Here is a 21,537-nt window from a genome sequence, read left to right as displayed (position 1 = left end):
TTTCCCCCTCAAATGATGTTTATCCTATTTTGCCACCAACTCCTGGATGAAGCAATAAAAAGGTTTTTCCCCTGATTTCATACTTCTTTCTTCTGTGGACAAGCTAAGGGCAAGGTGATGTGTATGAAATACGTTAAGTGGCTGTTATGCCTGGAAGCGATCTTGCTGCTATGTTCTTTTCCTTCCTCTTCAAACGCTTATAATCAAAAACCGTTCACATTTGTCTGGATGACGGACACTCAGTATTACGCCAAAAAGTACCCTGAAATTCTGCAAAAACAGCTGTCCTGGATTGTGAACAACCGGGAAAGTGAAGACATCCGCTATGTTCTGCATACAGGAGATCTTGTTCACAATGCGACTGACCCCCTACAATGGGAAAGGGCGCATTTGTTGTTGAGGATGCTGGATGCTGAACAAATTCCCTATGGAGTACTGCCGGGAAATCATGATTTGGAGCAGCAGCAAGAGAAATATCAGTCCTACTATTATTATTTCGGTGAACACCGTTTCAATTCACAAGCGTCCTACGGTGGCAGCTACCAAAACAATTATGGCCATTATGATCTTTTGGAGGCGGGGGATACCCAATTCCTGATTGTTCATATGGGGTGGAAGCCGACGAAGAACAGCATAAAGTGGATGAACGACATATTAAAATCGCACCGTGAGGCATATGCCATTCTTGCTTTTCATGATTATGTCAGCATTTCCGGCAGAAGAAGCAAAGACGGAGAAAAACTGTTTCAAAAAGTCGTCAAAAAAAATGAAAATGTAAAGCTTGTTCTCTCTGGCCATTATTATGGAAACCGCGAGCTGGTTACGGATGTGGAGGGCAGGAAGGTTTATCAGCTGCTGTCCAACTTTCAGGCCTTCCCACGGGGAGGAAAGGGATACATGAGGCTGCTGACATTTGATCCTGTTCAGAAGCTGATCAGCATTAAAACTTATTCTCCTTATCTCTCCTCAGGCTATAAAGAGCATCTTCAGATACCGTTTGAAAACCTGTCTAGCAACTAGACAGGTTTTTCGGCTTTAATCCATAGCATTCTGCAATTCCGGTGCAGATTGCCCTCGCGCAATCTTGCCTGTATGAATGTGTCCGGAGAAGAGCTGCCTCCGTCTTGTTTGTCATAAATCCGCATTCACAAAGAATGGCTGTCATCGCTGTTTTGCGAAGGAGAAAGTAGTCAGCTGCTTTGACGCCTCTGTCTCTTCTATTGGTGATGAAAATAAGCTGTTTTTGGATAGATTTCGCAGCTTCCACAGCTGCTGGAGGACGTGATGTATGAACAAAGGTTTCAATGCCGTTCGCTGAATTCCATGCCTCACCATTTCCATGGGCATTGGCATGGATGGATATCAGCAAATCAGCTTTCCACCTGTTTGCGGCAGCTGCCCGTTCGGCAAGCGGAACGTCCATGCTGTGATGGTGGGTAAAAAGTGTTTGCACGTTGTGATATTGCTGGAGCAGTCTGGAAAGTTCTTCTGCAGCTGCAGAATTAAAACTATATTCCTTCATTCCGTCTACTGTTTGTTTGCCGCGGGTCATGGGGCCGTGGCCTGCATCAATCGCAATTCTCATGTTTCTCCTCCTTTTGTAGGTGTATTCCTTTAAGTTATAGAAAAGAGGCATCTGCGGAGTAGCGCAAAGTAGCGAAGTAATGCTAATCCGAATATAAGTGTGTAGGAAGTAACTTTTACAATCTAACTGAAAAGGAGACAACTATGGATTTGATACGACACACTGTTGAGTCGGGAAAAGCGGTGTACGGCAATACGGCCCATGAGCTGCTTGCAGCCCTTGATTACTATTATGACAGAGACCATGTAAAGGCTGCCATGCTTGCGTCCCTTCTTCTGCAAATGGATCTCAGCCAGCATGAGCGTACAGCTGTAGAGATAAAGCTATGTGTCTCTGCCTATTATGCAGGATTGTTCGGGCTGGGCAGGAAGATAGCAGAGAAACATAGAAAGCTTCAACCGGAAAATGAAATTTATAAAAGAAATGTCGCGGCATTTAACGCCTATTTTCAACAGCACTTTGATTATTGTCTGTTCATTTGGCCACAAACCTACAAGCATTTGGCTGATGCAGCGAAGGGGCTGAAATGGAAGCTGGAAAGAGAGGGCAGCAATGTGATTCTGTCTGAAAGCATCATTCCTTCAGCGGAAAAAACGGTTGTGTTTGGAGCGTTCCTATCCCACAGCATTCCTGTCAGCATTCCAGAGAATTCTATTATATACAATCTGGAAATTCTGTATGACGGCTGTTCGTCAGATCATCCTGTTTTTCTGGATATGATAAAAGACAAAGAAATCTGGGATTACAGCGCCCATAATATTGAATGGCTGAAGAGGAGAGGTCTTGGCAAAAACCATCTTCATATGAAAATCGGCTATTCGCCCAACCTGCTAATAAACAGGGAGATTTTAAGGCAGCCTGTTATTGAAGACATAGACATCTTATTTATCGGCGCGCCAAATCAACGTAGAAATTTACTAGAACAGCAGCTGAAAGAATTAGCTCCGGACTTGAAGATTGTATTTATCAATGGCATTTGGGGGCCGGCAAAAGATGAATATATTCTCAGGTCAAAAATTTTATTAAATATTCATTACCTAGATTCTACCGAAGTGGAGTCCCCTCTGGAAACAGCAAGAATTGCCCAGTATATTGCCAATGGAAAATTTGTGATATCAGAGCACAGCTGCCGCGATGAAGAGCAGGAATGGCCGGGGATTGTGTTCACAGATTATGAAAATTTGGCGGAGACCGCTGTGACATATGCACATCTTCCAGAAGAGAGAAACTCGTTTGCGGAGCTCGGGCGCCGGTACTTTACAGAATCTTATAACTGAAGAAGAGCAGGAGATCCCGGCAATTTGTTTGGGTCTCCTTTTCTTATTTCTGGAGAAACACTTTTCTGAAATCCCTGCACTTTCCGCACAGAGAAATAACAGCAGTATTTTTTGTAGTTTTAGATTCGCAGAGAAAAGTGCTAAAATGGAAAAAGGGTTGTCAAAAGCAGGATCTACATGAAGGAGGAATTTCTTTTGCCAAAAGTACGTACGAAAGATTTGTTAGAAAATTTCCAGTTTGACCTGATCAGCGGTGAAGAGGGAATTAACCGTCCCATCACGACCAGTGATATTTCACGTCCCGGCATCGAGATGACAGGTTATTTCAGATATTATCCGCAAGAGCGTGTGCAGCTGCTTGGAAAAACAGAGATTTCTTATTTTAATCAGCTTTCAGATGCAGAAAAATCAGAACGTATGGCGTCACTATGTACAGAGGTAACGCCGGCAATTATCATCTCCAGAGACATGGATGTTCCTCACGAGCTCCTGGAAGAGTCCGAAAAAGCAGGAGTTCCGGTTCTCAAGTCACAGCTGAAAACAACGCGGCTTTCAAGCCATTTGACAAATTTTCTTGAAGGCAAGCTGGCACCGACAACAGCTGTACATGGTGTGCTTGTTGATATATATGGTGTAGGCGTTCTAATCATAGGAAAGAGCGGAGTTGGTAAAAGTGAAACGGCGCTTGAGCTTGTCAAACGCGGACACCGCCTTGTAGCGGATGACTGCGTGGAAATCCGTCAGGAGGATCAGGATACGTTAATCGGCAACTCTCCTGAATTGATTGAGCATCTTCTTGAAATTAGGGGGCTTGGCATCATCAATGTGATGACGCTTTTCGGTGCCGGAGCTGTGCGCAGCAATAAGCGGATTACGCTCGTTATCGATTTGGAACTGTGGGATCCGAAAAAGCAGTATGACAGAGTCGGCCTTGAAGAAGAAAAAATGAAAATTATTGATACAGACCTGACAAAGCTGACAGTCCCTGTAAGACCTGGGCGAAATCTGGCTGTTATCATTGAAGTTGCAGCGATGAATTTCAGGCTGAAACGCATGGGTGTGAATGCAGCCGAGCAGTTCACGAACAAGCTGGCTAACGTGATTGTCAGCAATGAAGAAAAAGAAAAAGAGAAATGAAGGAGTACATAGGGGGAAACTGAAGTGGAAAATGCTTTTCAGCCTATTAACCCGATAGCGCTTGATTTGGGAGTGCTCCAGATTCATTGGTACGGTGTGATCATCGGCCTGGGAGCTCTTCTTGGATTGCTGCTTGCTGTCCGGGAAAGCGAAAGACGAGGGCTTCATAAGGACACATTTGTTGATTTAGTCCTGTTTGCTATTCCGATTGCCATTCTGTCTGCAAGAGCTTACTACGTGATTTTTGAGTGGGATTATTACTCCCAGAATCCTGAGCAGATTCCAATGATCTGGCAAGGCGGTTTAGCCATTCACGGCGGCCTTTTGGGTGCATTCATTACAGGTGCAGTCTTTGCCAGGATAAAGAAAATCAGTTTTTGGAAGCTGGCAGATATTGCAGCCCCGAGCATTATACTCGGCCAGGCGATAGGCCGCTGGGGCAACTTTATTAACCAGGAAGCACATGGCGGTCCTGTTACACGCGAGTTTCTGGAAGGACTGTATCTCCCGGAATTCATCGTCAACCAGATGTTCATCAACGGTGTGTACTATCATCCGACGTTTCTTTATGAATCGCTATGGAATCTGGCAGGCTTTGCAGTGCTGATGCTCCTAAGAAGAGCAAATTTCCGCCGCGGCGAGCTGTTCCTAACTTATATTATCTGGTATTCTGTGGGCCGCTTCTTTATTGAAGGCCTCAGAACAGACAGTTTGATGATAACAGAAACCTTGCGTACAGCACAGGTGATTTCAATTGTCCTGATCGTTGCGGCTGTTGCAGTGCTCATTTATCGAAGAGTGAAGGGCTATTCGCAGGTACGCTATTTGGAAAAAGGGGAGTAAGGGGGAAGGGTTCTTGAATGCAAGCATAGTAAGCGGCTTTCAAAAAGGGCTGCAAACGACCTGGACACTTGGAAAGGTCATTTTTCCTGTAACACTTGCCGTCTCCTTGCTGCAGCATACTCCGTTGATTGACTGGATTATCTTTCTGATCACTCCGGTAATGGGCATTTTCGGTCTTCCGGGAGAGGCGGCCATTCCGCTTGTACTAGGGAACCTGCTCAACCTGTATGCAGGAATAGGCGCTATATTGACGATGGATCTTAGTGTAAAAGAGGTATTTATTCTCGCAGTCATGCTCTCTTTTTCGCACAATCTTATCATTGAATCGACAGTTGCCGCAAAAGTCGGCATAAAAATCTGGATTATTCTGGCCGTCAGGCTTGGGCTTGCTTTTTCATCCGCTTTTGCCATCAATCTGATATGGCAGGGCGGGCAGGAGCAGGCGCACTATGGCCTGGTTGCTTCCACCGGAGCAGCTCCTGAAGGATGGCTTGCCATCATTGCTGATGCTGTCATGAAAGCAGGACTTGGGATCGTGCAGCTTGCGGCAATTGTCATTCCGCTGATGATTTTGATTCAGCTGATGAAGGATAGGGGCCTTCTGAAGGTTTTTTCAAGATGGCTTGCCCCCTTCACCAGGATGCTGGGAATGAAAGAAAATACCTCATTGACGCTGGTAGCCGGTTTAACAATCGGTTTGGCATATGGAGCCGGAGTCATGATTCAAGCTGTAAAAGAAGACGGGGTCAGCTACAGAGATCTGACGCTGGCATTTATTTTTCTCGTCTCGTGCCATGCCGTGGTGGAAGATACGTTAATCTTTATCCCGCTTGGCATTCCGGTGCTGCCGCTGCTGTTAATCCGGGTTGTAGTAGCCATTGTACTGACTATTGTTGTAGGGCTCGTGTGGAAACGGGCAGAACATTCAACGAGAAGGGAAGCAAAAGCAACTTATGAAAATTAATACTATCCTATTTGACCTCGATGGAACACTGATTAATACAAATGATCTTATTATCGAATCTTTCCTGAGCACATTGAATGATTACTATCCGGATACGTACGAGAGAATGGATGTGCTTCCGTTTATCGGCCCGCCTCTTCTGGATACCTTTTTGGCCATCGATCAGGACCGTGCGGAAGAAATGGTAAAAGCTTACCGCAAATTCAATCATGAACAGCATGACCTGCTTGTGACTGAATACGAAACAGTATTTGAAACAATCTCAGCGCTACGTGAAAAAGGCTATAAACTGGGAATCGTCACAACAAAAATCAGGACCACCGTCAATATGGGCCTGAAGCTGACAAAGCTGGATCAGTTCTTTGATGTTGTGGTGACCCTTGACGATGTGAAAAATGCAAAGCCCCATCCTGAACCGGTTCAGCTCGCTCTCAGCAAACTGAATTCTTCCCCGGAAGAAAGCATCATGGTTGGAGACAATCACCATGATATCCAATCCGGCAAAAGTGCGGGCACGAAAACAGCCGGCGTTTCCTGGACAGTGAAGGGCATTGACTACCTAAGCAAATACGAGCCGGACTATATGCTGAATCAAATGAGCGACCTCTTAGAAATAGTTGGAGCGGAGTAATTGTGAGAAGAACGACCTCCCACCCCGTAACCGGTGCAAACTCTCTGTGGCACATCTATCAAACTGTGCCATTTTGGAAAGTGGTCAAAAACTTTATCATTATCCAGCTGGCAAGATACACGCCGTTTCTGGGCCTGAAAAACTGGATGTACAAAACGTTTCTCGGGATGAAAGTGGGCCATCAGGCATCCTTTGCCCTGATGGTCATGCCTGACATCATGTTTCCTGAAAAAATCAAAGTCGGTGACAATTCAGTGATTGGCTATAACACCACCATTCTGGCCCACGAGTACCTCATTGAAGAGTACCGGCTTGGAGACGTGGAAATCGGAAGCAGGGTGCTGATCGGCGCCAACACCACCATCCTGCCAGGGGTGATCATTGGCGACGGGGCCATCGTATCCGCTGCGACCCTTGTCAACAAAGATGTCCCGGCAGGTGCATTTGTCGGAGGAAACCCCATGAGGGTGATTTACACAAAGGAAGAAATGGAAGAAAGAACGAAATAGCTGCCGGTGTTCCGGCGGCTTGCTGGGGGAGGATCTCTTTGAGATTCTCTCTTTTTTTGGTTAGAAGGGGGCGGGGGTGTGGGTGTGGTGTTAGGGGAAATGCGATGAAGGCGGGGTTTGTTCTAGTATCTTTGAGATGCTATAACAAAGTGAGGGGTTTTGTTATACTATCTCTGGAAAAACGCCAGATAGTATAACAAAGAGGTCTGTTTTGTTCTACTATCTTTGAGATGCTATAACAAAGTTGGGGGTTTTGTTATACTATCTTCGGAAAAACGCCGGATAGTATAACAAAGAGGTGTGTTTTGTTCTACTATCTTTGAGATGCTATAACAAAGCGGGGGGTTTTGTTCTACGATCTTCGGAAAAACGCCGGATAGTATAACAAAGAGGTCTGTTTTGTTCTACTATCTTTGAGATGTTATAACAAAGCCATCAATTCCATAAGATTGTGTAAATACTTGGTGGAAGAGCGCCTTGTGAAAGCCATTATACAAATATAAACGGAAGAATTCCGCCTATTAGGAAAAAACAACGAAAATGGTTTGAAATAAACGGAGGATTTCCGTCTAAGCACCTAAAAAACCTTAAAATGGCGTGTTTTCAGCAGCTTAAGCGGAATTCGTTCCCTTATTTTCTCTAACAAACGGCTTATTTTGAAGTTAACCGGAATTCTTACGCTTATTTTATCTTTGTTGGGATGTGGGGCGCCTTGTGCTTGCTGTTCCACTCAATTTTGTCCTTCATCGGCCTTATGAAGGACATTTCAGAAGCTATTTCACTCGATTTTGTCCTTCATCGACCTTATGAAGGACATTTCGGATGCTATTTCACTCAGTTTTGTCCTTCATCGACCTTATGAAGGACATTTCCGAAGCTGTTTCACTCAGTTTTGTCCTTCATCGGCCTTATGAAGGACATTTCCGAAGCTATTTCACTCAGTTTTGTCCTTCATCGACCTTATGAAGGACATTTCCGAAGCTGTTTCACTCAGTTTTGTCCTTCATCGGCCTTATGAAGGACATTTCCGATGCTGTTCCACTCAATTTTGTCCTTCATCGACCTTATGAAGGACATTTCCGAAGCTGTTTCACTCAACTTTGTCCTTCATCGGCCTTATGAAGGACATTTCCGATGCTATTTCACTCAGTTTTGTCCTTCATCGACCTTATGAAGGACATTTCCGAAGCTATTTCACTCGATTTTGTCCTTCATCGGCCTTATGAAGGACATTTCCGATGCTGTTCCACTCGATTTTGTCCTTCATCGACCTTATGAAGGACATTTCCGATGCTATTTCACTCGATTTTGTCCTTCATCGACCTTATGAAGGACATTTCCGATGCTGTTTCACTCAGTTTTGTCCTTCATCGACCTTATGAAGGACATTTCCGAAGCTGTTCCACTCAATTTTGTCCTTCATCGCCCTTATGAAGGACATTTCCGATGCTATTTCACTCAATTTTGTCCTTCACCGGCCTTATGAAGGACATTTCCGATGCTGTTTCACTCAACTTTGTCCTTCATCGACCTTATGAAGGACATTTCCGATGCTGTTCCACTCAATTTTGTCCTTCATCGGCCTTATGAAGGACATTTCCGATGCTGTTTCACTCAATTTTGTCCTTCATCGACCTTATGAAGGACATTTCCGAAGCTGTTTCACTCAACTTTGTCCTTCATCGACCTTATGAAGGACATTTCCGAAGCTGTTCCACTCGATTTTGTCCTTCATCGGCCTTATGAAGGACATTTCCAATGCTGTTCCACTCAATTTTGTCCTTCATCGGCCTTATGAAGGACATTTCCGAACCTGTTTCACTCAGTTTTGTCCTTCATCCACCTTATGAAGGACATTTCCAAAGCTGTTTCACTCAATTTTGTCCTTCATCGCCCTTATGAAGGACATTTCCGATGCTGTTTCACTCAACTTTGTCGAAGCTGTTCCACTCAATTTTGTCCTTCATCGCCCTTATGAAGGACATTCCCCTAGCTGTTCCACTCAATTTTGTCCTTCATCGCCCTTATAAAAGACATTCTCTTCCTGTGGCACTACTATCTTTAAGTCCCTATAACAAAGCACCAGCTTTTCTCCATCCCACTATCCTCAAATCCCCGCAACCCAAATCCCCCAACCCCAACCACACATCCCCGTCCCAGCCACGCACCCCCGCTACCCCCAACAGGTTTTCTCTCTTAATCAAACATTTGTTTAAAGGTAATAGCCCCTATCATATCGAAGAAAATAACAGAGGAGAAACGCATACATAGGAGTTTGCCTACTTGATTTTATTTCTGCAGTTTGTTAGTATGGTAACAAATTAGCGAACTAAAGGATTTTGAAAATTGTAATCAGTCCGTTACGGAGGTGCAGCACGTGTTTATGTTTGAAAAACCGCTCGGTATGAGGGATACTCTGCCTTCATTATATGAAACGAAAAGAGTGACACGCTCGGGGTTAACAGAGGTGATTAGAAAGTGGGGGTATCAGTTTTTGGAGACTCCGACGTTGGAGTTTTATGAAACTGTTGGTGTGCAGTCAGCCATTTTGGATCAGCAGCTTTTTAAATTGCTGGATCAGCAAGGGCATACGCTTGTGCTTCGTCCGGACATGACGGCGCCTATTGCAAGGATTGCAGCTTCACGGCTTTATAATGGAAAGCATCCGCTCAGGCTTGCTTATGCAGCAAATGTGTTTCGGGCTCAGCAGCGTGAGGGTGGAAGGCCGGCTGAGTTTGAACAGGTGGGCATTGAGCTGATTGGCGATGGTACGGCAAATGCGGATGCAGAAGCGATTGCGCTTATGATTACTTCTTTAAAGGAAGCGGGTCTGCAATCCTTTAAGGTGGCGGTTGGGCATATCCGCTTTGCAAATGCCCTGTTTGAAGAGGTGCTGGGAAATCAGGAGCGTGCTGATACAGCAAAGCGTTTTCTTTATGAGAAAAATTATGTGGGATACAGAGAGCATGTAAAGTCACTGCCTCTGTCTTCGATTGATCAGCAGCGTCTGCTTGGTCTTCTTCAGCTCAGGGGCGGAATTGAAACGGCGGAAGCAGCTGCCGGCATGACTTCGACTAGAGAAGGTAAAGAAGCTGTTGCAGAAATACACAGGCTGTGGGAGATTCTTGAGGATTACGGACTGACCGATTATGTAAAGCTTGATTTTAACCTTGTGAGCCACATGAGTTATTACACCGGTATTTTATTTGAGGTTTATGCATCGGATGTAGGCTATCCGATTGGTAATGGCGGAAGATATGATAATCTTTTTCAAGAGTTTCAAACGCCTGCCCCCGCTACCGGATTCGGCCTCATTCTCGACAGAGTTCTTGAAGCACTCGGCAAGCAGAATAGTGAAACAGAAAAGTGTTTTTGTGTGATCTACAGTCCTGAACGGAGAGCAGAAGCGATCCGGCATGCTATCTCTTTAAGAGAGGAAGGAAAGCTGACGGTTCTGCAGGACCTGGCAGGGGTGGAGGATGTAGATGCTTTCTCAAAAACCTTCTCTGATGTAACGTACTTTATTGGCTCCAGGAGGGATAATCAAGAATGAGCAATCAATCTTTAACCATTGCGATGCCGAAAGGCCGGATATTTGAAGAGGCAGCGGATCTTCTGCGAAAGGCCGGTTATAAGCTTCCGCAGGAGTTTGATGAGTCCAGAAAGCTTATTTTAGAAGTACCTGAAGAAAATCTGCGCTTTATCCTGGCGAAGCCGACAGATGTGACAACATATGTAGAACATGGCGTGGCAGATGCGGGAATTGCAGGCAAAGATGTGATGCTTGAAGAGGAAAGAGATGTGTACGAGGTGCTGGATCTTAAGATCAGCGCCTGCTATCTGGCGGTTGCCGGGCTCCCGGGAACGGGCATGAATGAAGTTGCGCCAAAGGTTGCCACCAAATATCCCAATATTGCGTCCAGCTACTTCAGGGAGCAGGGGGAACAGGTGGAGATCATTAAGCTGAATGGCAGCATCGAGCTTGCCCCGCTGATTGGGCTTGCCGACCGTATCGTTGACATTGTTTCGACGGGACAGACATTGAAGGAAAATGGACTGGCTGAGTTTCAGCATATTTGCGACATCACTTCAAGGCTGATTGTGAATCCTGTAAGCTACCGGATGAAAGATCAGCGGCTGGATGACCTTGTGAACCGGCTGTCCTCGATTATAGAAGGAAACTAGGTGATTACTTATGAAAATAACGAAAATACAGGAGAATTTGCTGTCGCTTCAGCGTTCAATTGATTCCGGAACGGCTGAGCAGCGGGAAGCAGTCCGGAACATTATTGAAGCAGTCCGGAAAGACGGGGATACTGCACTCAAGAAGCTGACAGAAAAGTTTGATGGTGCTGTTCTTGACAGCCTGCTTGTTTCACCTGAAGAGATAGAGGAAGCGTATTCACTGCTGCAGCCGGACCTGCTGGAGACCATCCGTGAAGCTGCACAGAATATCAGAGATTTTCACAGCAGGCAAAAGCGTGAATCCTGGTACTATGAGCGCCCCGACGGTACCATGCTCGGACAGAAAGTCACACCGCTTGATTCAGTGGGGGTTTATGTTCCGGGCGGAACTGCTGCTTATCCATCTTCTGTGTTAATGAATGTCATACCTGCACAAACAGCGGGTGTGGAGAGAATCGTCATTGTATCTCCGCCGGATTCAAACGGAAAGCTTCCGGCCGGTGTTTTGGCAGCTGCAGCTGAACTCGGTATTACCGAGATTTATAAAGTGGGAGGTGCTCAGGCAGTAGCAGCTCTTGCTTACGGCACCGCCTCCATTAAAAAAACAGATAAAATTATGGGACCCGGCAATATTTACGTGGCTCTTGCCAAACGCGAGGTGTTTGGAACGGTGGATATTGACATGATTGCAGGGCCAAGTGAAATCGTTGTGCTTGCTGATGAAACAGCTTTTCCGAATGAAGCGGCTGCCGATCTTCTTTCTCAGGCTGAGCATGATGCCAATTCTTCAAGCATACTCGTGACACCTTCTCTTGAACTGGCAGAAAAGGTTCGGGATGAAGTGTTGCGGCAGCTGGAAACTCTTCCTCGCAAGGAGATTGCGCAAAAATCCATCGAGAATCATGGGCACATTTATGTCGCCGAAACGTTTGAAAAGTGCATTGAAGTGGTCAATGTCCTGGCTCCCGAGCATTTGGAGATACTTGCGGACAATCCTGAGGGCTGGCTGGATGCTATTAAGCATGCCGGCGCTATTTTTCTTGGACGTTACAGCTCAGAGCCTGTAGGCGATTATTTTGCAGGACCGAACCATGTTCTTCCGACAAATGGGACTGCGAGGTTTTCAAGCCCGCTGACAGTTGATGATTTTATGAAAAAGTCCAGTGTGATTTCATACAGCCGCCAGGCATTGGAGAATAACGGAGCGAAAATAGCGGCTTTTGCAAGGCTTGAAGGGCTGGAAGCACATGCACGTGCAATTGAAGAGCGCTTGAAAGAAGGAGGAAAATAACATGAGCAGAGAAGCATCCATTGAAAGAAAAACAAATGAAACCAATATTTCACTATCAATCAACTTGGACGGTGAAGGCGGGAGCAGCATTTCCACGCCCGTTCCGTTTATGTCTCATATGCTTGACCTTTTTTCCAAGCACGGGCAATTTGGCCTTCAGCTGAATGCGGAAGGCGACACTGAAATTGACGACCACCACACTACTGAGGACATTGGCATTTGCCTCGGCCAGGCGCTTCAGGAAGCACTCGGCGATAAGTACGGCATCAAACGCTATGGAAATGCGTTTGTCCCGATGGATGATGCTTTGGCACAGGTTGTTGTGGATTTAAGCAACAGGCCTCATTTGGAAATTTCTGCAGCATTCCCAAGCCAAAAGGTAGGTACATTTGATACAGAGCTTGTTCATGAGTTTTTGTGGAAGTTTGCTCTTGAAGCAAGGATGAATCTGCATGTGATTGTTCATTATGGAACAAACACACATCATATCATTGAAGCGGTATTCAAGGCACTTGGCCGCGCACTTGATGAAGCGACTTCAATAGATCCCCGCGTTAAAGGTGTGCCGTCTACGAAAGGGATGCTGTAAATGATCGGCGTGATTGATTATGGAATGGGGAATTTGTACAGCGTTTCTAAGGCATTGGAGCGCCTGGATGTGCCCTACTTTCTTTCGGCCAGACGTGACGAACTCATGAAAGCTGACGGGCTGCTCCTTCCCGGAGTAGGTTCATTTAAAGATGCGATGCTGATTCTCGATGAAACAGGACTTGCAGATTTTATCAGGGAGTGGGCAGAACAGGGTAAGCCATTGCTTGGAATATGCCTTGGCATGCAGCTTCTTTATGAAAACAGCGAGGAAAATGGCTACTCCGAGGGACTTCGTCTCTTGAAAGGCTCTGTAAAAAAAATACCTTATCAGACTGAACAGGGAGAGGCGTTAAAGGTGCCTCATATGGGCTGGAATTCCCTGAACTTCGTCAATAGCAGCTTTCTTCTTGATGAGAGTGCAGATCCTTACGCATATTTTGTCCACTCTTATTTTGTTGACGAAACAGAGAGAGACGCTGTTTTTGCAAGTGCGGACTACGGAGTTTCAGTTCCTGCTGTTGTCGGAAAGAAAAATGTGTTCGGCACACAATTTCATCCTGAAAAAAGCAGCAGCCTCGGCATGAGGATTCTGAAAAATTATACAAACTATGTGACTGGAAAGGTGAACAGCTAATGGGCGACTTTACTATTTATCCTGCAATTGATATCAGAGGCGGAAAATGCGTCAGGCTCATGCAGGGCGATTACAGCCGGGAAACAATTTACGGAGACTCTCCTTTTGAGATGGCACAGTCGTTTGCCCAAGCGGGTGCAAGCTGGATTCACATGGTGGATCTTGACGGTGCAAAAGAAGGAAGAATTGTGAACCATCAGCATGTCTTAAAAACAGCTTCAGAGCTCTCATCTTCCGTACAGGTGGGCGGCGGCATTCGGACGGAAGAGGAAGTTGCGGCTTACCTGGAAGGCGGGGTGGACAGGGTGATTCTCGGGAGCTCAGCCATCTCACAGCCAGAGTTTGTGAAAAAAATGCTGAGGACGTACGGAAACAAAATTGCCATTGGGCTGGATGCGAAGAATGGATATGTTTCAACAGAAGGCTGGCTGCAAACGTCGAAAGTAAGAGCGGTTGATCTTGGCAGAGAACTGGCGGGAGAGGGAGCTGAAGTGTTCATTTTTACAGATATCTCAACTGACGGTATGCTGTCCGGGCCAAATGTAAGGGCAACTGCGGAACTTGCAGAGGCGACCGGCAAGGAAATCATTGCGTCAGGAGGCGTCAGCTCGATAGAAGATCTTCTATCCCTGAAAAAACAACATGGAATTGCAGGCAGCATTGTAGGAAAAGCCCTTTATACAGGACAGTTTACTTTAGAGAATGCCTTCAAAGAGGTGTATTCTCTATGATTACGAAAAGAATTATTCCCTGCCTTGATGTGAAGGATGGCAGAGTTGTAAAAGGAGTTCAGTTTCTTGGTCTCCGGGATGCCGGAGATCCTGTGGAGCTGGCGGCTTTTTATGACAGTGAAGGAGCGGACGAGCTCGTTTTTCTTGATATCTCTGCATCTCATGAAGGACGGAAAACGATGGTGGATGTTGTATCAGAAGTTGCTGCAGCGCTTGCCATTCCATTTACGGTGGGCGGCGGCATTAACACGCTGGATGATATGAAGAAAATTTTAAGAGCTGGTGCGGACAAAGTGTCTGTGAATACTGCTGCTGTTCTCCGTCCCGAGCTGATTACAGAAGGCGCGGGCTTTTTTGGAACACAGTGTATCGTTACAGCGATTGACGCCAAGTATGACGATGAACTCGGAAGCTGGAGGGTGTATACCCACGGAGGCAGGAAACCTACATCATGGGAGGTTACGGACTGGGCGAAGGAAGCTGTTGCGCGCGGTGCAGGCGAAATTCTGCTCACAAGCATGGACGGTGACGGAAGCAAGGCAGGATTTGACAATGAGCTGAACTGTGCTGTCAGCGAGGCGGTATCTGTGCCGGTCATTGCCTCGGGAGGAGCCGGGAATTCACAGCATTTTCTGGATGCTTTTCAAAAAGGGAAAGCTGATGCAGCGCTTGCGGCATCGATTTTTCATTACAAGGAAACATCAGTGGCTGAAGTAAAAAGATTCCTACGGGAGCAGGGAGTGAGAGTTCGATGAATATTGATGAAATTCAGTTTGACAGCAAGGGCCTCGTACCTGCGATTGTACAGGACTCAGTCAGCAAGGAAGTATTAACTTTAGCGTACATGAACAAAGAATCACTGCAAAAAACCCTGGATACTAATGAAACATGGTTCTTCAGCAGATCCAGGCAGGAGCTTTGGCATAAAGGGGCAACCTCCGGCAACACCCAGGAAGTGACGGAGCTTCGCTATGACTGCGATCAGGACGCAATTCTTCTGCTCGTCAAGCCTAGCGGGCCGGCATGCCATACAGGAGCTTACAGCTGCTTTTCCGGAAGCTTTCAATCTGATTTGGAAAAAAAGAGCGGCCGCTTTGATATTCTTTCTTCCCTGGAGCGCATCATTGCTGAACGTCATGCTGAACGCCCTGAAGGAGCTTATACAACCTATCTGTTTAATGAAGGTGTAGATAAAATCCTGAAAAAAGTGGGAGAAGAAGCATCAGAGGTCATTATTGCAGCAAAAAACAGAGACAGTGAGGAGCTTTCGTGGGAAGCGGCCGATTTGATTTATCATCTGCTGGTGCTGCTCAGGGAACAGGAACTGTCACTGGATGAGGTGCTCAAAAAGCTGGAAGAACGCCATCAGGCTAAATAGCTAAACCGGCCGCTGTGCGGCCTTCTTTTTTTGCAGTGACCTTCTGTGAAATGAGAAGGTGGTATTTTTCCTGAAGTGCTCACGTGCTGTCTCCATTCCCACCCTGCATGAGAATTCGTTGACAACCGGCGGTACAAAGGCTTCATTCTAAATATTCACTGTTGAAGACGAATTATTTTGTGGTATACTTACGTTTGGTGAAATGTATGAAATGGAGGATAGACGTGGGAAAACAAATGACAGAACGGAAGCGAAAAGCAGAGGTTGTCCCATTCTTCCAAGACGGACAATATTTTTACAAAAAAGGACTAAAAGCATATCATGAGAAAAACCTGGAGAGAGCCGGCAAATGGATGCAGCGTGCAGCTGATTTAGAGCCAAACGATCCGGAAATATTGTCTCAGCTTGCTATGATCCTGTCTGAACTTGGTCAATACAAAGAGTCAAATGACATATATGCAGTGATTATTGAAACAGCAGATCCGGAGATGAGTGAATGCCATTATTTTATGGCCAATAACTTTGCACATCTGGGTCTTTTTCATGAAGCCTATAAATGCGCGATGATGTATTCAGATAAAGAGCCGGATGGTGACTTTCTCGAAGAAAATGAAGATCTTCTGGACCTTCTTTCAATTGAGGGAATTGAAGAGGATATGGGCGGAGGTTCAGATGAATTGATTCTGAAGCAGGACGCTGCAAAGTCTCTTCTTGAGAACGGGAATTTTGAGGAAGCCATTGAACTGCTTGAGGAAATTGTCCGGGACTTCCCTGAATTCTGGTCAGCTTATAACAACCTCTCGTTGGCGCACTTTTATAAGGGAAACGTGAAGGCCGCCAAGAAGTATCTTGATACAGTTCTGACCAAAAGTCCTGGAAATCTTCACGCGCTTTGCAATCTGCTCGTTTTTTATTATTATGAACGGCAGGACAATAAGGTGCTGGAGCTGTCGAAGCGGCTTGGCAGCATCTACCCGATTTTGATTGAGCACCGCTATAAGCTTGGAGCGACCTTTGCGCTTGTAGGACAGTATGCACTCGCCTACCGCTGGCTGCGCTCTCTGCAGCGTCAGGGCTTTGATGGAGATGATACGTTTTACTACTGGCTCGCTTCAGCTGCTTATTATACAGGAAATCAGAACACTGCCGACTATGCCTGGCAGCGTGTGGTTGAAATTAATCCTTCCAAGGCAGAAACTCAGCCGTGGAAGGAAGTGAAGGGCAAGGGTTCCCCGGCAATGCTGCTGGAGGAAAGATTTGCTGCGATTTTTCTTGCTGCTGAAACGGGCAGAAAAGAGGATGTTCTTTCCTATCAGGAAGCTGAAAGGCCGAAAACTTCGATTGAACGTGCTTTTATAGATTATGTTCTTCAGCAAAAACAGGAACAGGGGACTGAGGAGGCAGCTTTTATTTACTTTGCAGCCCGTCTGTTTGTGAATAAAAGTGTGAAGGAAAGCGCTGCGTATATCAAACTGTTCAGAATTCTGCTGTCAGCTGCTGAAAACAGCCACTCACTAAAAAACTATACAGCATGGAGCGCTGCTGCTTACTACTTGTATGAAACAGCACAAGGCAGGAAGGCAACCAAGCTGTCCATTGCGGAGAAATTCGGTATTTCTTCTGCAACGCTGGCTAAATATCAGAAATTAGCCGAAGAATATGATCAATGAGCAAAATATTAGCAGAATCTCTATTTATTTTATAGGATGTTTGTAGGGCAGGATAGTAGATAGAGATGTGCATGTTGATGCAATTGATAAGGAGTGATATTCATGGCAGAGGATAAAATTTATGATGTAATTATCGCAGGTGCAGGTCCAGCGGGGCTTACTGCTGCTGTCTATACGTCAAGGGCAAACCTTTCAACGCTGATGATTGAGCGCGGAATTCCAGGCGGACAGATGGCCAACACGGAGGACGTTGAAAATTACCCGGGGTATGAGCATATTTTAGGACCTGAGCTTTCGACAAAAATGTTTGAGCATGCTAAAAAATTCGGTGCTGAATATGCTTATGGCGACATTAAGGAAATTATAGACGGCAAAGAGTACAAAACTGTCTCGGCAGGCACGAAAACGTACAAAGCGCGGGCGGTCATTCTTTCTACAGGAGCAGAGTACAAAAAGCTGAACGTTCCTGGAGAAAAAGAACTCGGCGGGCGCGGCGTTTCTTACTGTGCTGTTTGTGATGGTGCATTCTTTAAAAACCGCGAGCTTCTTGTTATTGGCGGGGGCGACTCTGCAGTGGAAGAAGGGGTTTACCTGACCCGTTTTGCTTCAAAGGTGACAATTGTCCACCGCAGAGATGAGCTTCGCGCTCAAAAAATTCTGCAGGATCGCGCTTTTGACAACGATAAGATTGATTTTATCTGGAATCATACTGTTAAAGACATTCACGAGGAAAATGGGAAAGTTGGCAGCGTAACGCTTGTTGATACTGTGACGGGAGAAGAAAAAGTGCGCAGCACGGACGGTGTGTTTATCTATATCGGTCTTGTTCCGCTTTCCAAACCATTTGAAAATCTCGGCATTACAAATGAAAGTGGATATATTGAGACAAACGAGCGTATGGAAACAAGAGTGCCGGGCATCTTTGCAGCCGGTGATATTCGCGAAAAATCCCTGCGCCAGATTGTAACAGCCACAGGTGACGGAAGCATTGCTGCACAAGCTGCACAGCATTATATTGAAGAGCTGCTGGAGGAACAAAAAGAAAAGGAAGCAATGTAAACAGAATCGTAACTCTGTTTTAACCCAGCTGTAACACGGATGAAACAATTATATTGTATGATAAGGGTAGTAATTGACCCCCTTTTATTAATAGACGATTTTAGAGCATGGATGCCCTTTTCCGTGCTCCTTTTTTTTATCATTTTCCCCATAAGGAATAACCCCCTTTTGTTAAAGGAGGTTATTAAAAATCTTTTCACACATTAATCTGTCGTTTCGAGGCTCGCCTGCATAGCCGGAGTAATCTGTGCTTGAGGGTAGTTGATTCGATCCTCAAATTCAACCCAGTCGAGATTTGCCATCATGAGCAGGTAGCGTTTTCCGCTGGCAGGGTCGCTGATAATGATATGGTCACGGCCTGCGGTTTCCACTCGGCCCTTGTATACCATCGCATTCCATCTTGAATTTCCTTGATAAGTAAAATAGAATGTACCTACTTTTCCTTTGTTAAAGCGCAGAATATTTTCAATAAATGATTCTTCCACTGCGCCCAGCGGAAATTGCTGTCCCGTTCCAAGCGGAAGCACCGGCATGGAGTATGATGGACCTGAATGCATAGTTGTCGGAAAGCCGCTGTGCTGCTGTGTTTGCTGCATAGAGGGCATCATGCTGCCTTGCTGTTGAGTTTGAAAGCCTGCCGGCGAGACGCCGTGCTGCTGCCCGGACATTTGTCGCAGAACAGAACCAGGGTAAAAGCCGGGATAGTATTGTGATCCTCCACAAGTCATTAAATAAACAGCTCCTTTTTATTTATGATCTATAAAACTCGGGACAATAGCCCGGAACACCTATATAAAAACAATGATTTTTGTGTGCATAGTCAAATTGTGTCATTGGAGACCTTGGCATCGTAGGGGAGCAGGGTTCTCGATATGACCGCCCGGGACTTGGGTTAAAAAACCACAGGCTGGTTCTTGATCTGGGTTCTCTGTAGCCGTTCAGCAGGTCTCTGGCCCTCTGGAGATCTTCTTCATCGGGACGCTGTGTGTACAGTGATCCGTTTAAGACAGGCTCAAAGTGGGGAATTCCGGTACCTGGTATCACTTGATAAATGGCATGGTTAATGGTGCGCAAATTCTCAAAGTCAGGTGCACAGTCAGCTTCCACACGGTTTGCAATCACGGTTCCTACCATCGTCATTCCCAAGGGGCCTTCGCCGATCGCCTCAGCCAGCATCATTCTCGCCAGCGATTCAACGTCCCGTTCGTTATGTTTAATACGTCTGCCCAATTTCTCACCCCCTTCAGCCTATACAGGTAACTTATTTCCGAAAGGGAGTTTTGGAAACTTGCCTATCTGCCCAAACTGAAATTTTTCCTGATGAAGCTTTAAAGGGGAGTATTGTACCTTAGCTAAAGGAGTAGTAGTTTGTCACGTCATTCCGCCGGCAGCAGGACAATAATTGGTTAGTACGTGCAAGTTTAGCTTCAGCATTTTGGTTTTGTCCTTGATGAACTTTATGAAGGACATTTCTACTGTTTTTTAGCTGGGTTTTGTCCTTCATGACCCTTATGAAGGACATTTCAGCTGCATTTTCACTGAGTTTTGTCCTTCATCGCCCTTATGAAGGACATTTCAGCTGTCTTTTCACTGAGTTTTGTCCTTCATCCCCCTTATGAAAGACATTTCAGCTGCATTTTAATTGAGTTTTGTCCTTCATCGGCCTTATGAAGGACATTTCAGCTGCTTTTTCACTGAGTTTTGTCCTTCATCGGCCTTATGAAGGACATTTCAGCTGCTTTTCCTCTCAGTTTTGTCCTTCATCCCCCTTATGAAGGACATTTCAGCTGCATTTTCATTGAGTTTTGTCCTTCATCCCCCATATGAAGGACATTTCAGCTGCTTTTCCTCTCAGTTTTGTCCTTCATCCCCCTTATGAAGGACATTTCAGCTGCATTTTCATTGAGTTTTGTCCTTCATCCCCCATATGAAGGACATTTCAGCTGCTTTTCCTCTCAGTTTTGTCCTTCATCCCCCTTATGAAGGACATTTCAGCTGCATTTTCACTGAGTTTTGTCCTTCATCCCCCTTATGAAGGACATTTCAGCTGTTTTTTAGCTGGGTTTTGTCCTTCATCACACTTATGAAGGACATTTCAGCTGCATTTTCACTGAGTTTTGTCCTTCATCGCCCTTATGAAGGACATTTCAGCTGCATTTTCACTGAGTTTTGTCCTTCATCCCCCATATGAAGGACATTTCAGCTGCATTTTCACTGAGTTTTGTCCTTCATGACCCTTATGAAGGACATTTCAGCTGCTTTTTCACTGAGTTTTGTCCTTCATCGCCCTTATGAAGGACATTTCAGCTGCATTTTCACTGAGTTTTGTCCTTCATCCCCCATGTGAAGGACATTTCAGCTGCTTCTCCTCTCCCTAAAATTTAGTGACTAGAGCCTTTATATGAAACTTTTTAGTTCGGGCAACGTATGCTTAGAAAAGGGAAAAGAAAAATGAAACTTTTCCAATGGGCAGAGTAGTTCATTGTGGGGGCATGTGTAAAATAGTATAATGAAGCTAGATTAGATTTCTTGAGGTTTGAGGTGAACGTTATGCAGAGGATTACAAATTGCGTACTGCTGAAAGATTCAAAAGCATTGCTGCTTCAGAAGCCGAGAAGAGGCTGGTGGGTTGCGCCTGGAGGAAAGATGGAGCAGGGTGAGTCCGTAAAAGATAGTGTGATTAGAGAATACCGCGAAGAGACTGGCATTTATTTGAAAAATCCCGAGTTAAAAGGGCTTTTCACTTTTATTATTAAAGAAGGCAATGAAATTGTCTCTGAATGGATGATGTTTACGTTTTTTGCTTCAGAATATGAAGGCGAAAATGTTGAGGAATGCGAGGAAGGGATACTGGAGTGGCAGGAGGTTGCTGATATACCAAGTCTGCCGATGGCTCCCGGTGATCATCATATCCTGGATTACGTTATGAAGGGATCACGCATGATTTTTGGAACCTTTACATATACACCGGACTTTGAACTTCTTTCTTATCGTTTGGATCCTCAATGATTGATAGATAGCAAGGCGAATTAAAAATAACAATGTGAGAGGA

At 45.5% G+C, this 21,537-nt stretch carries 21 protein-coding genes; 18 read left to right on the top strand and 3 right to left on the bottom strand.

Features of this window, described 5'->3' with window-relative positions:
- Positions 1–123: 123 nt before the first annotated feature.
- Positions 124–1,020 (top strand): metallophosphoesterase, encoded by an 897-nt coding sequence (locus tag GJU40_RS09435; RefSeq protein ID WP_170289369.1) that lies wholly within the window; start codon positions 124–126, stop codon positions 1,018–1,020.
- Here GJU40_RS09435 and GJU40_RS09430 read toward each other — a convergent pair.
- Entirely contained in the window at positions 1,010–1,585 is a 576-nt protein-coding gene (locus tag GJU40_RS09430) for an N-acetylmuramoyl-L-alanine amidase family protein (protein WP_154307509.1), read from the bottom strand. The genes GJU40_RS09435 and GJU40_RS09430 overlap by 11 nt on opposite strands.
- 143 nt (positions 1,586–1,728) lie before the next feature.
- On the opposite strand from GJU40_RS09430, the gene GJU40_RS09425 reads away from it, so the two are divergent.
- From GJU40_RS09425 to trxB, 16 genes are all read left to right on the top strand, one after another.
- Positions 1,729–2,862 (top strand): CgeB family protein, encoded by a 1,134-nt coding sequence (locus tag GJU40_RS09425; RefSeq protein ID WP_154307508.1) that lies wholly within the window; start codon positions 1,729–1,731, stop codon positions 2,860–2,862.
- A gap of 195 nt (positions 2,863–3,057) precedes the next feature.
- The gene (gene hprK / locus GJU40_RS09420) at positions 3,058–3,999 is read left to right on the top strand and encodes an HPr(Ser) kinase/phosphatase (protein ID WP_154307507.1); all 942 of its coding nucleotides are present in this window, start codon (positions 3,058–3,060) and stop codon (positions 3,997–3,999) included.
- 24 nt (positions 4,000–4,023) lie between these two features.
- Positions 4,024–4,842 carry a prolipoprotein diacylglyceryl transferase gene (gene lgt, locus GJU40_RS09415; RefSeq protein WP_343031491.1) on the top strand — a complete coding sequence of 273 codons (819 nt, stop codon included), beginning with the start codon at positions 4,024–4,026 and terminating at the stop codon, positions 4,840–4,842.
- A 13-nt stretch (positions 4,843–4,855) separates the two neighbouring features.
- Positions 4,856–5,806: a nucleoside recognition domain-containing protein gene (locus tag GJU40_RS09410; RefSeq protein WP_154307506.1), complete on the top strand. Its 951-nt coding sequence runs from the start codon at positions 4,856–4,858 to the stop codon at positions 5,804–5,806.
- Positions 5,796–6,437 (top strand): pyrophosphatase PpaX, encoded by a 642-nt coding sequence (gene ppaX / locus GJU40_RS09405; protein ID WP_154307505.1) that lies wholly within the window; start codon positions 5,796–5,798, stop codon positions 6,435–6,437. Before GJU40_RS09410 ends, ppaX begins: the two co-directional genes overlap by 11 nt.
- Positions 6,438–6,439: 2 nt before the next feature.
- Positions 6,440–6,946: an acyltransferase gene (locus GJU40_RS09400; RefSeq protein ID WP_343031490.1), complete on the top strand. Its 507-nt coding sequence runs from the start codon at positions 6,440–6,442 to the stop codon at positions 6,944–6,946.
- A 2,377-nt stretch (positions 6,947–9,323) separates the two neighbouring features.
- On the top strand, positions 9,324–10,499 hold the full coding sequence (locus GJU40_RS09395) for an ATP phosphoribosyltransferase regulatory subunit (protein ID WP_343031489.1): 1,176 nt from the start codon (positions 9,324–9,326) through the stop codon (positions 10,497–10,499).
- Complete coding sequence (gene hisG, locus GJU40_RS09390) at positions 10,496–11,131, top strand: ATP phosphoribosyltransferase (RefSeq protein WP_154307504.1); 636 nt, start codon at positions 10,496–10,498, stop codon at positions 11,129–11,131. The genes GJU40_RS09395 and hisG overlap by 4 nt, the downstream gene beginning before the upstream one ends.
- 10 nt (positions 11,132–11,141) lie before the next feature.
- A complete protein-coding gene (hisD, locus tag GJU40_RS09385; RefSeq protein WP_154307503.1) occupies positions 11,142–12,422 on the top strand; it encodes a histidinol dehydrogenase in 1,281 nt (426 codons plus the stop codon).
- Position 12,423: 1 nt separating this feature from the next.
- Complete coding sequence (hisB, locus tag GJU40_RS09380; RefSeq protein ID WP_154307502.1) at positions 12,424–13,011, top strand: imidazoleglycerol-phosphate dehydratase HisB; 588 nt, start codon at positions 12,424–12,426, stop codon at positions 13,009–13,011.
- Positions 13,012–13,647 carry an imidazole glycerol phosphate synthase subunit HisH gene (hisH, locus tag GJU40_RS09375; RefSeq protein WP_154307501.1) on the top strand — a complete coding sequence of 212 codons (636 nt, stop codon included), beginning with the start codon at positions 13,012–13,014 and terminating at the stop codon, positions 13,645–13,647.
- On the top strand, positions 13,647–14,378 hold the full coding sequence (gene hisA, locus GJU40_RS09370) for a 1-(5-phosphoribosyl)-5-[(5-phosphoribosylamino)methylideneamino]imidazole-4-carboxamide isomerase (RefSeq protein WP_154307500.1): 732 nt from the start codon (positions 13,647–13,649) through the stop codon (positions 14,376–14,378). Before hisH ends, hisA begins: the two co-directional genes overlap by 1 nt.
- Positions 14,375–15,133, top strand: coding sequence for an imidazole glycerol phosphate synthase subunit HisF (hisF, locus tag GJU40_RS09365; RefSeq protein WP_154307499.1), 759 nt, complete (start codon positions 14,375–14,377; stop codon positions 15,131–15,133). The genes hisA and hisF overlap by 4 nt, the downstream gene beginning before the upstream one ends.
- Positions 15,130–15,756 (top strand): bifunctional phosphoribosyl-AMP cyclohydrolase/phosphoribosyl-ATP diphosphatase HisIE, encoded by a 627-nt coding sequence (hisIE, locus tag GJU40_RS09360; RefSeq protein ID WP_154307498.1) that lies wholly within the window; start codon positions 15,130–15,132, stop codon positions 15,754–15,756. The genes hisF and hisIE overlap by 4 nt, the downstream gene beginning before the upstream one ends.
- 224 nt (positions 15,757–15,980) lie before the next feature.
- On the top strand, positions 15,981–17,426 hold the full coding sequence (locus GJU40_RS09355) for a tetratricopeptide repeat protein (protein WP_170289368.1): 1,446 nt from the start codon (positions 15,981–15,983) through the stop codon (positions 17,424–17,426).
- Positions 17,427–17,528: 102 nt separating this feature from the next.
- Positions 17,529–18,485, top strand: coding sequence for a thioredoxin-disulfide reductase (gene trxB, locus GJU40_RS09350; RefSeq protein WP_154307496.1), 957 nt, complete (start codon positions 17,529–17,531; stop codon positions 18,483–18,485).
- A gap of 203 nt (positions 18,486–18,688) precedes the next feature.
- Here the strand turns inward: trxB and gerQ are convergent, their stop codons facing one another.
- Together gerQ and GJU40_RS09340 are read right to left on the bottom strand one after the other, a co-directional pair.
- Positions 18,689–19,213: a spore coat protein GerQ gene (gene gerQ / locus GJU40_RS09345; protein WP_154307495.1), complete on the bottom strand. Its 525-nt coding sequence runs from the start codon at positions 19,211–19,213 to the stop codon at positions 18,689–18,691.
- A gap of 22 nt (positions 19,214–19,235) precedes the next feature.
- Positions 19,236–19,715 carry a cell wall hydrolase gene (locus GJU40_RS09340; RefSeq protein WP_154307494.1) on the bottom strand — a complete coding sequence of 160 codons (480 nt, stop codon included), beginning with the start codon at positions 19,713–19,715 and terminating at the stop codon, positions 19,236–19,238.
- 1,320 nt (positions 19,716–21,035) lie between these two features.
- On the opposite strand from GJU40_RS09340, the gene GJU40_RS09335 reads away from it, so the two are divergent.
- The gene (locus tag GJU40_RS09335; RefSeq protein ID WP_154307493.1) at positions 21,036–21,494 is read left to right on the top strand and encodes an NUDIX hydrolase; all 459 of its coding nucleotides are present in this window, start codon (positions 21,036–21,038) and stop codon (positions 21,492–21,494) included.
- Positions 21,495–21,537: the final 43 nt, after the last annotated feature.

Origin of the sequence: Metabacillus lacus (assembly GCF_009674805.1) — a bacterium.
GTDB classification, from domain to species: domain Bacteria; phylum Bacillota; class Bacilli; order Bacillales; family Bacillaceae; genus Metabacillus_C; species Metabacillus_C lacus.
The sequence above is the reverse complement of the archived record's forward strand: the minus strand, read 5'-3'. Positions and strand labels throughout refer to the sequence as shown.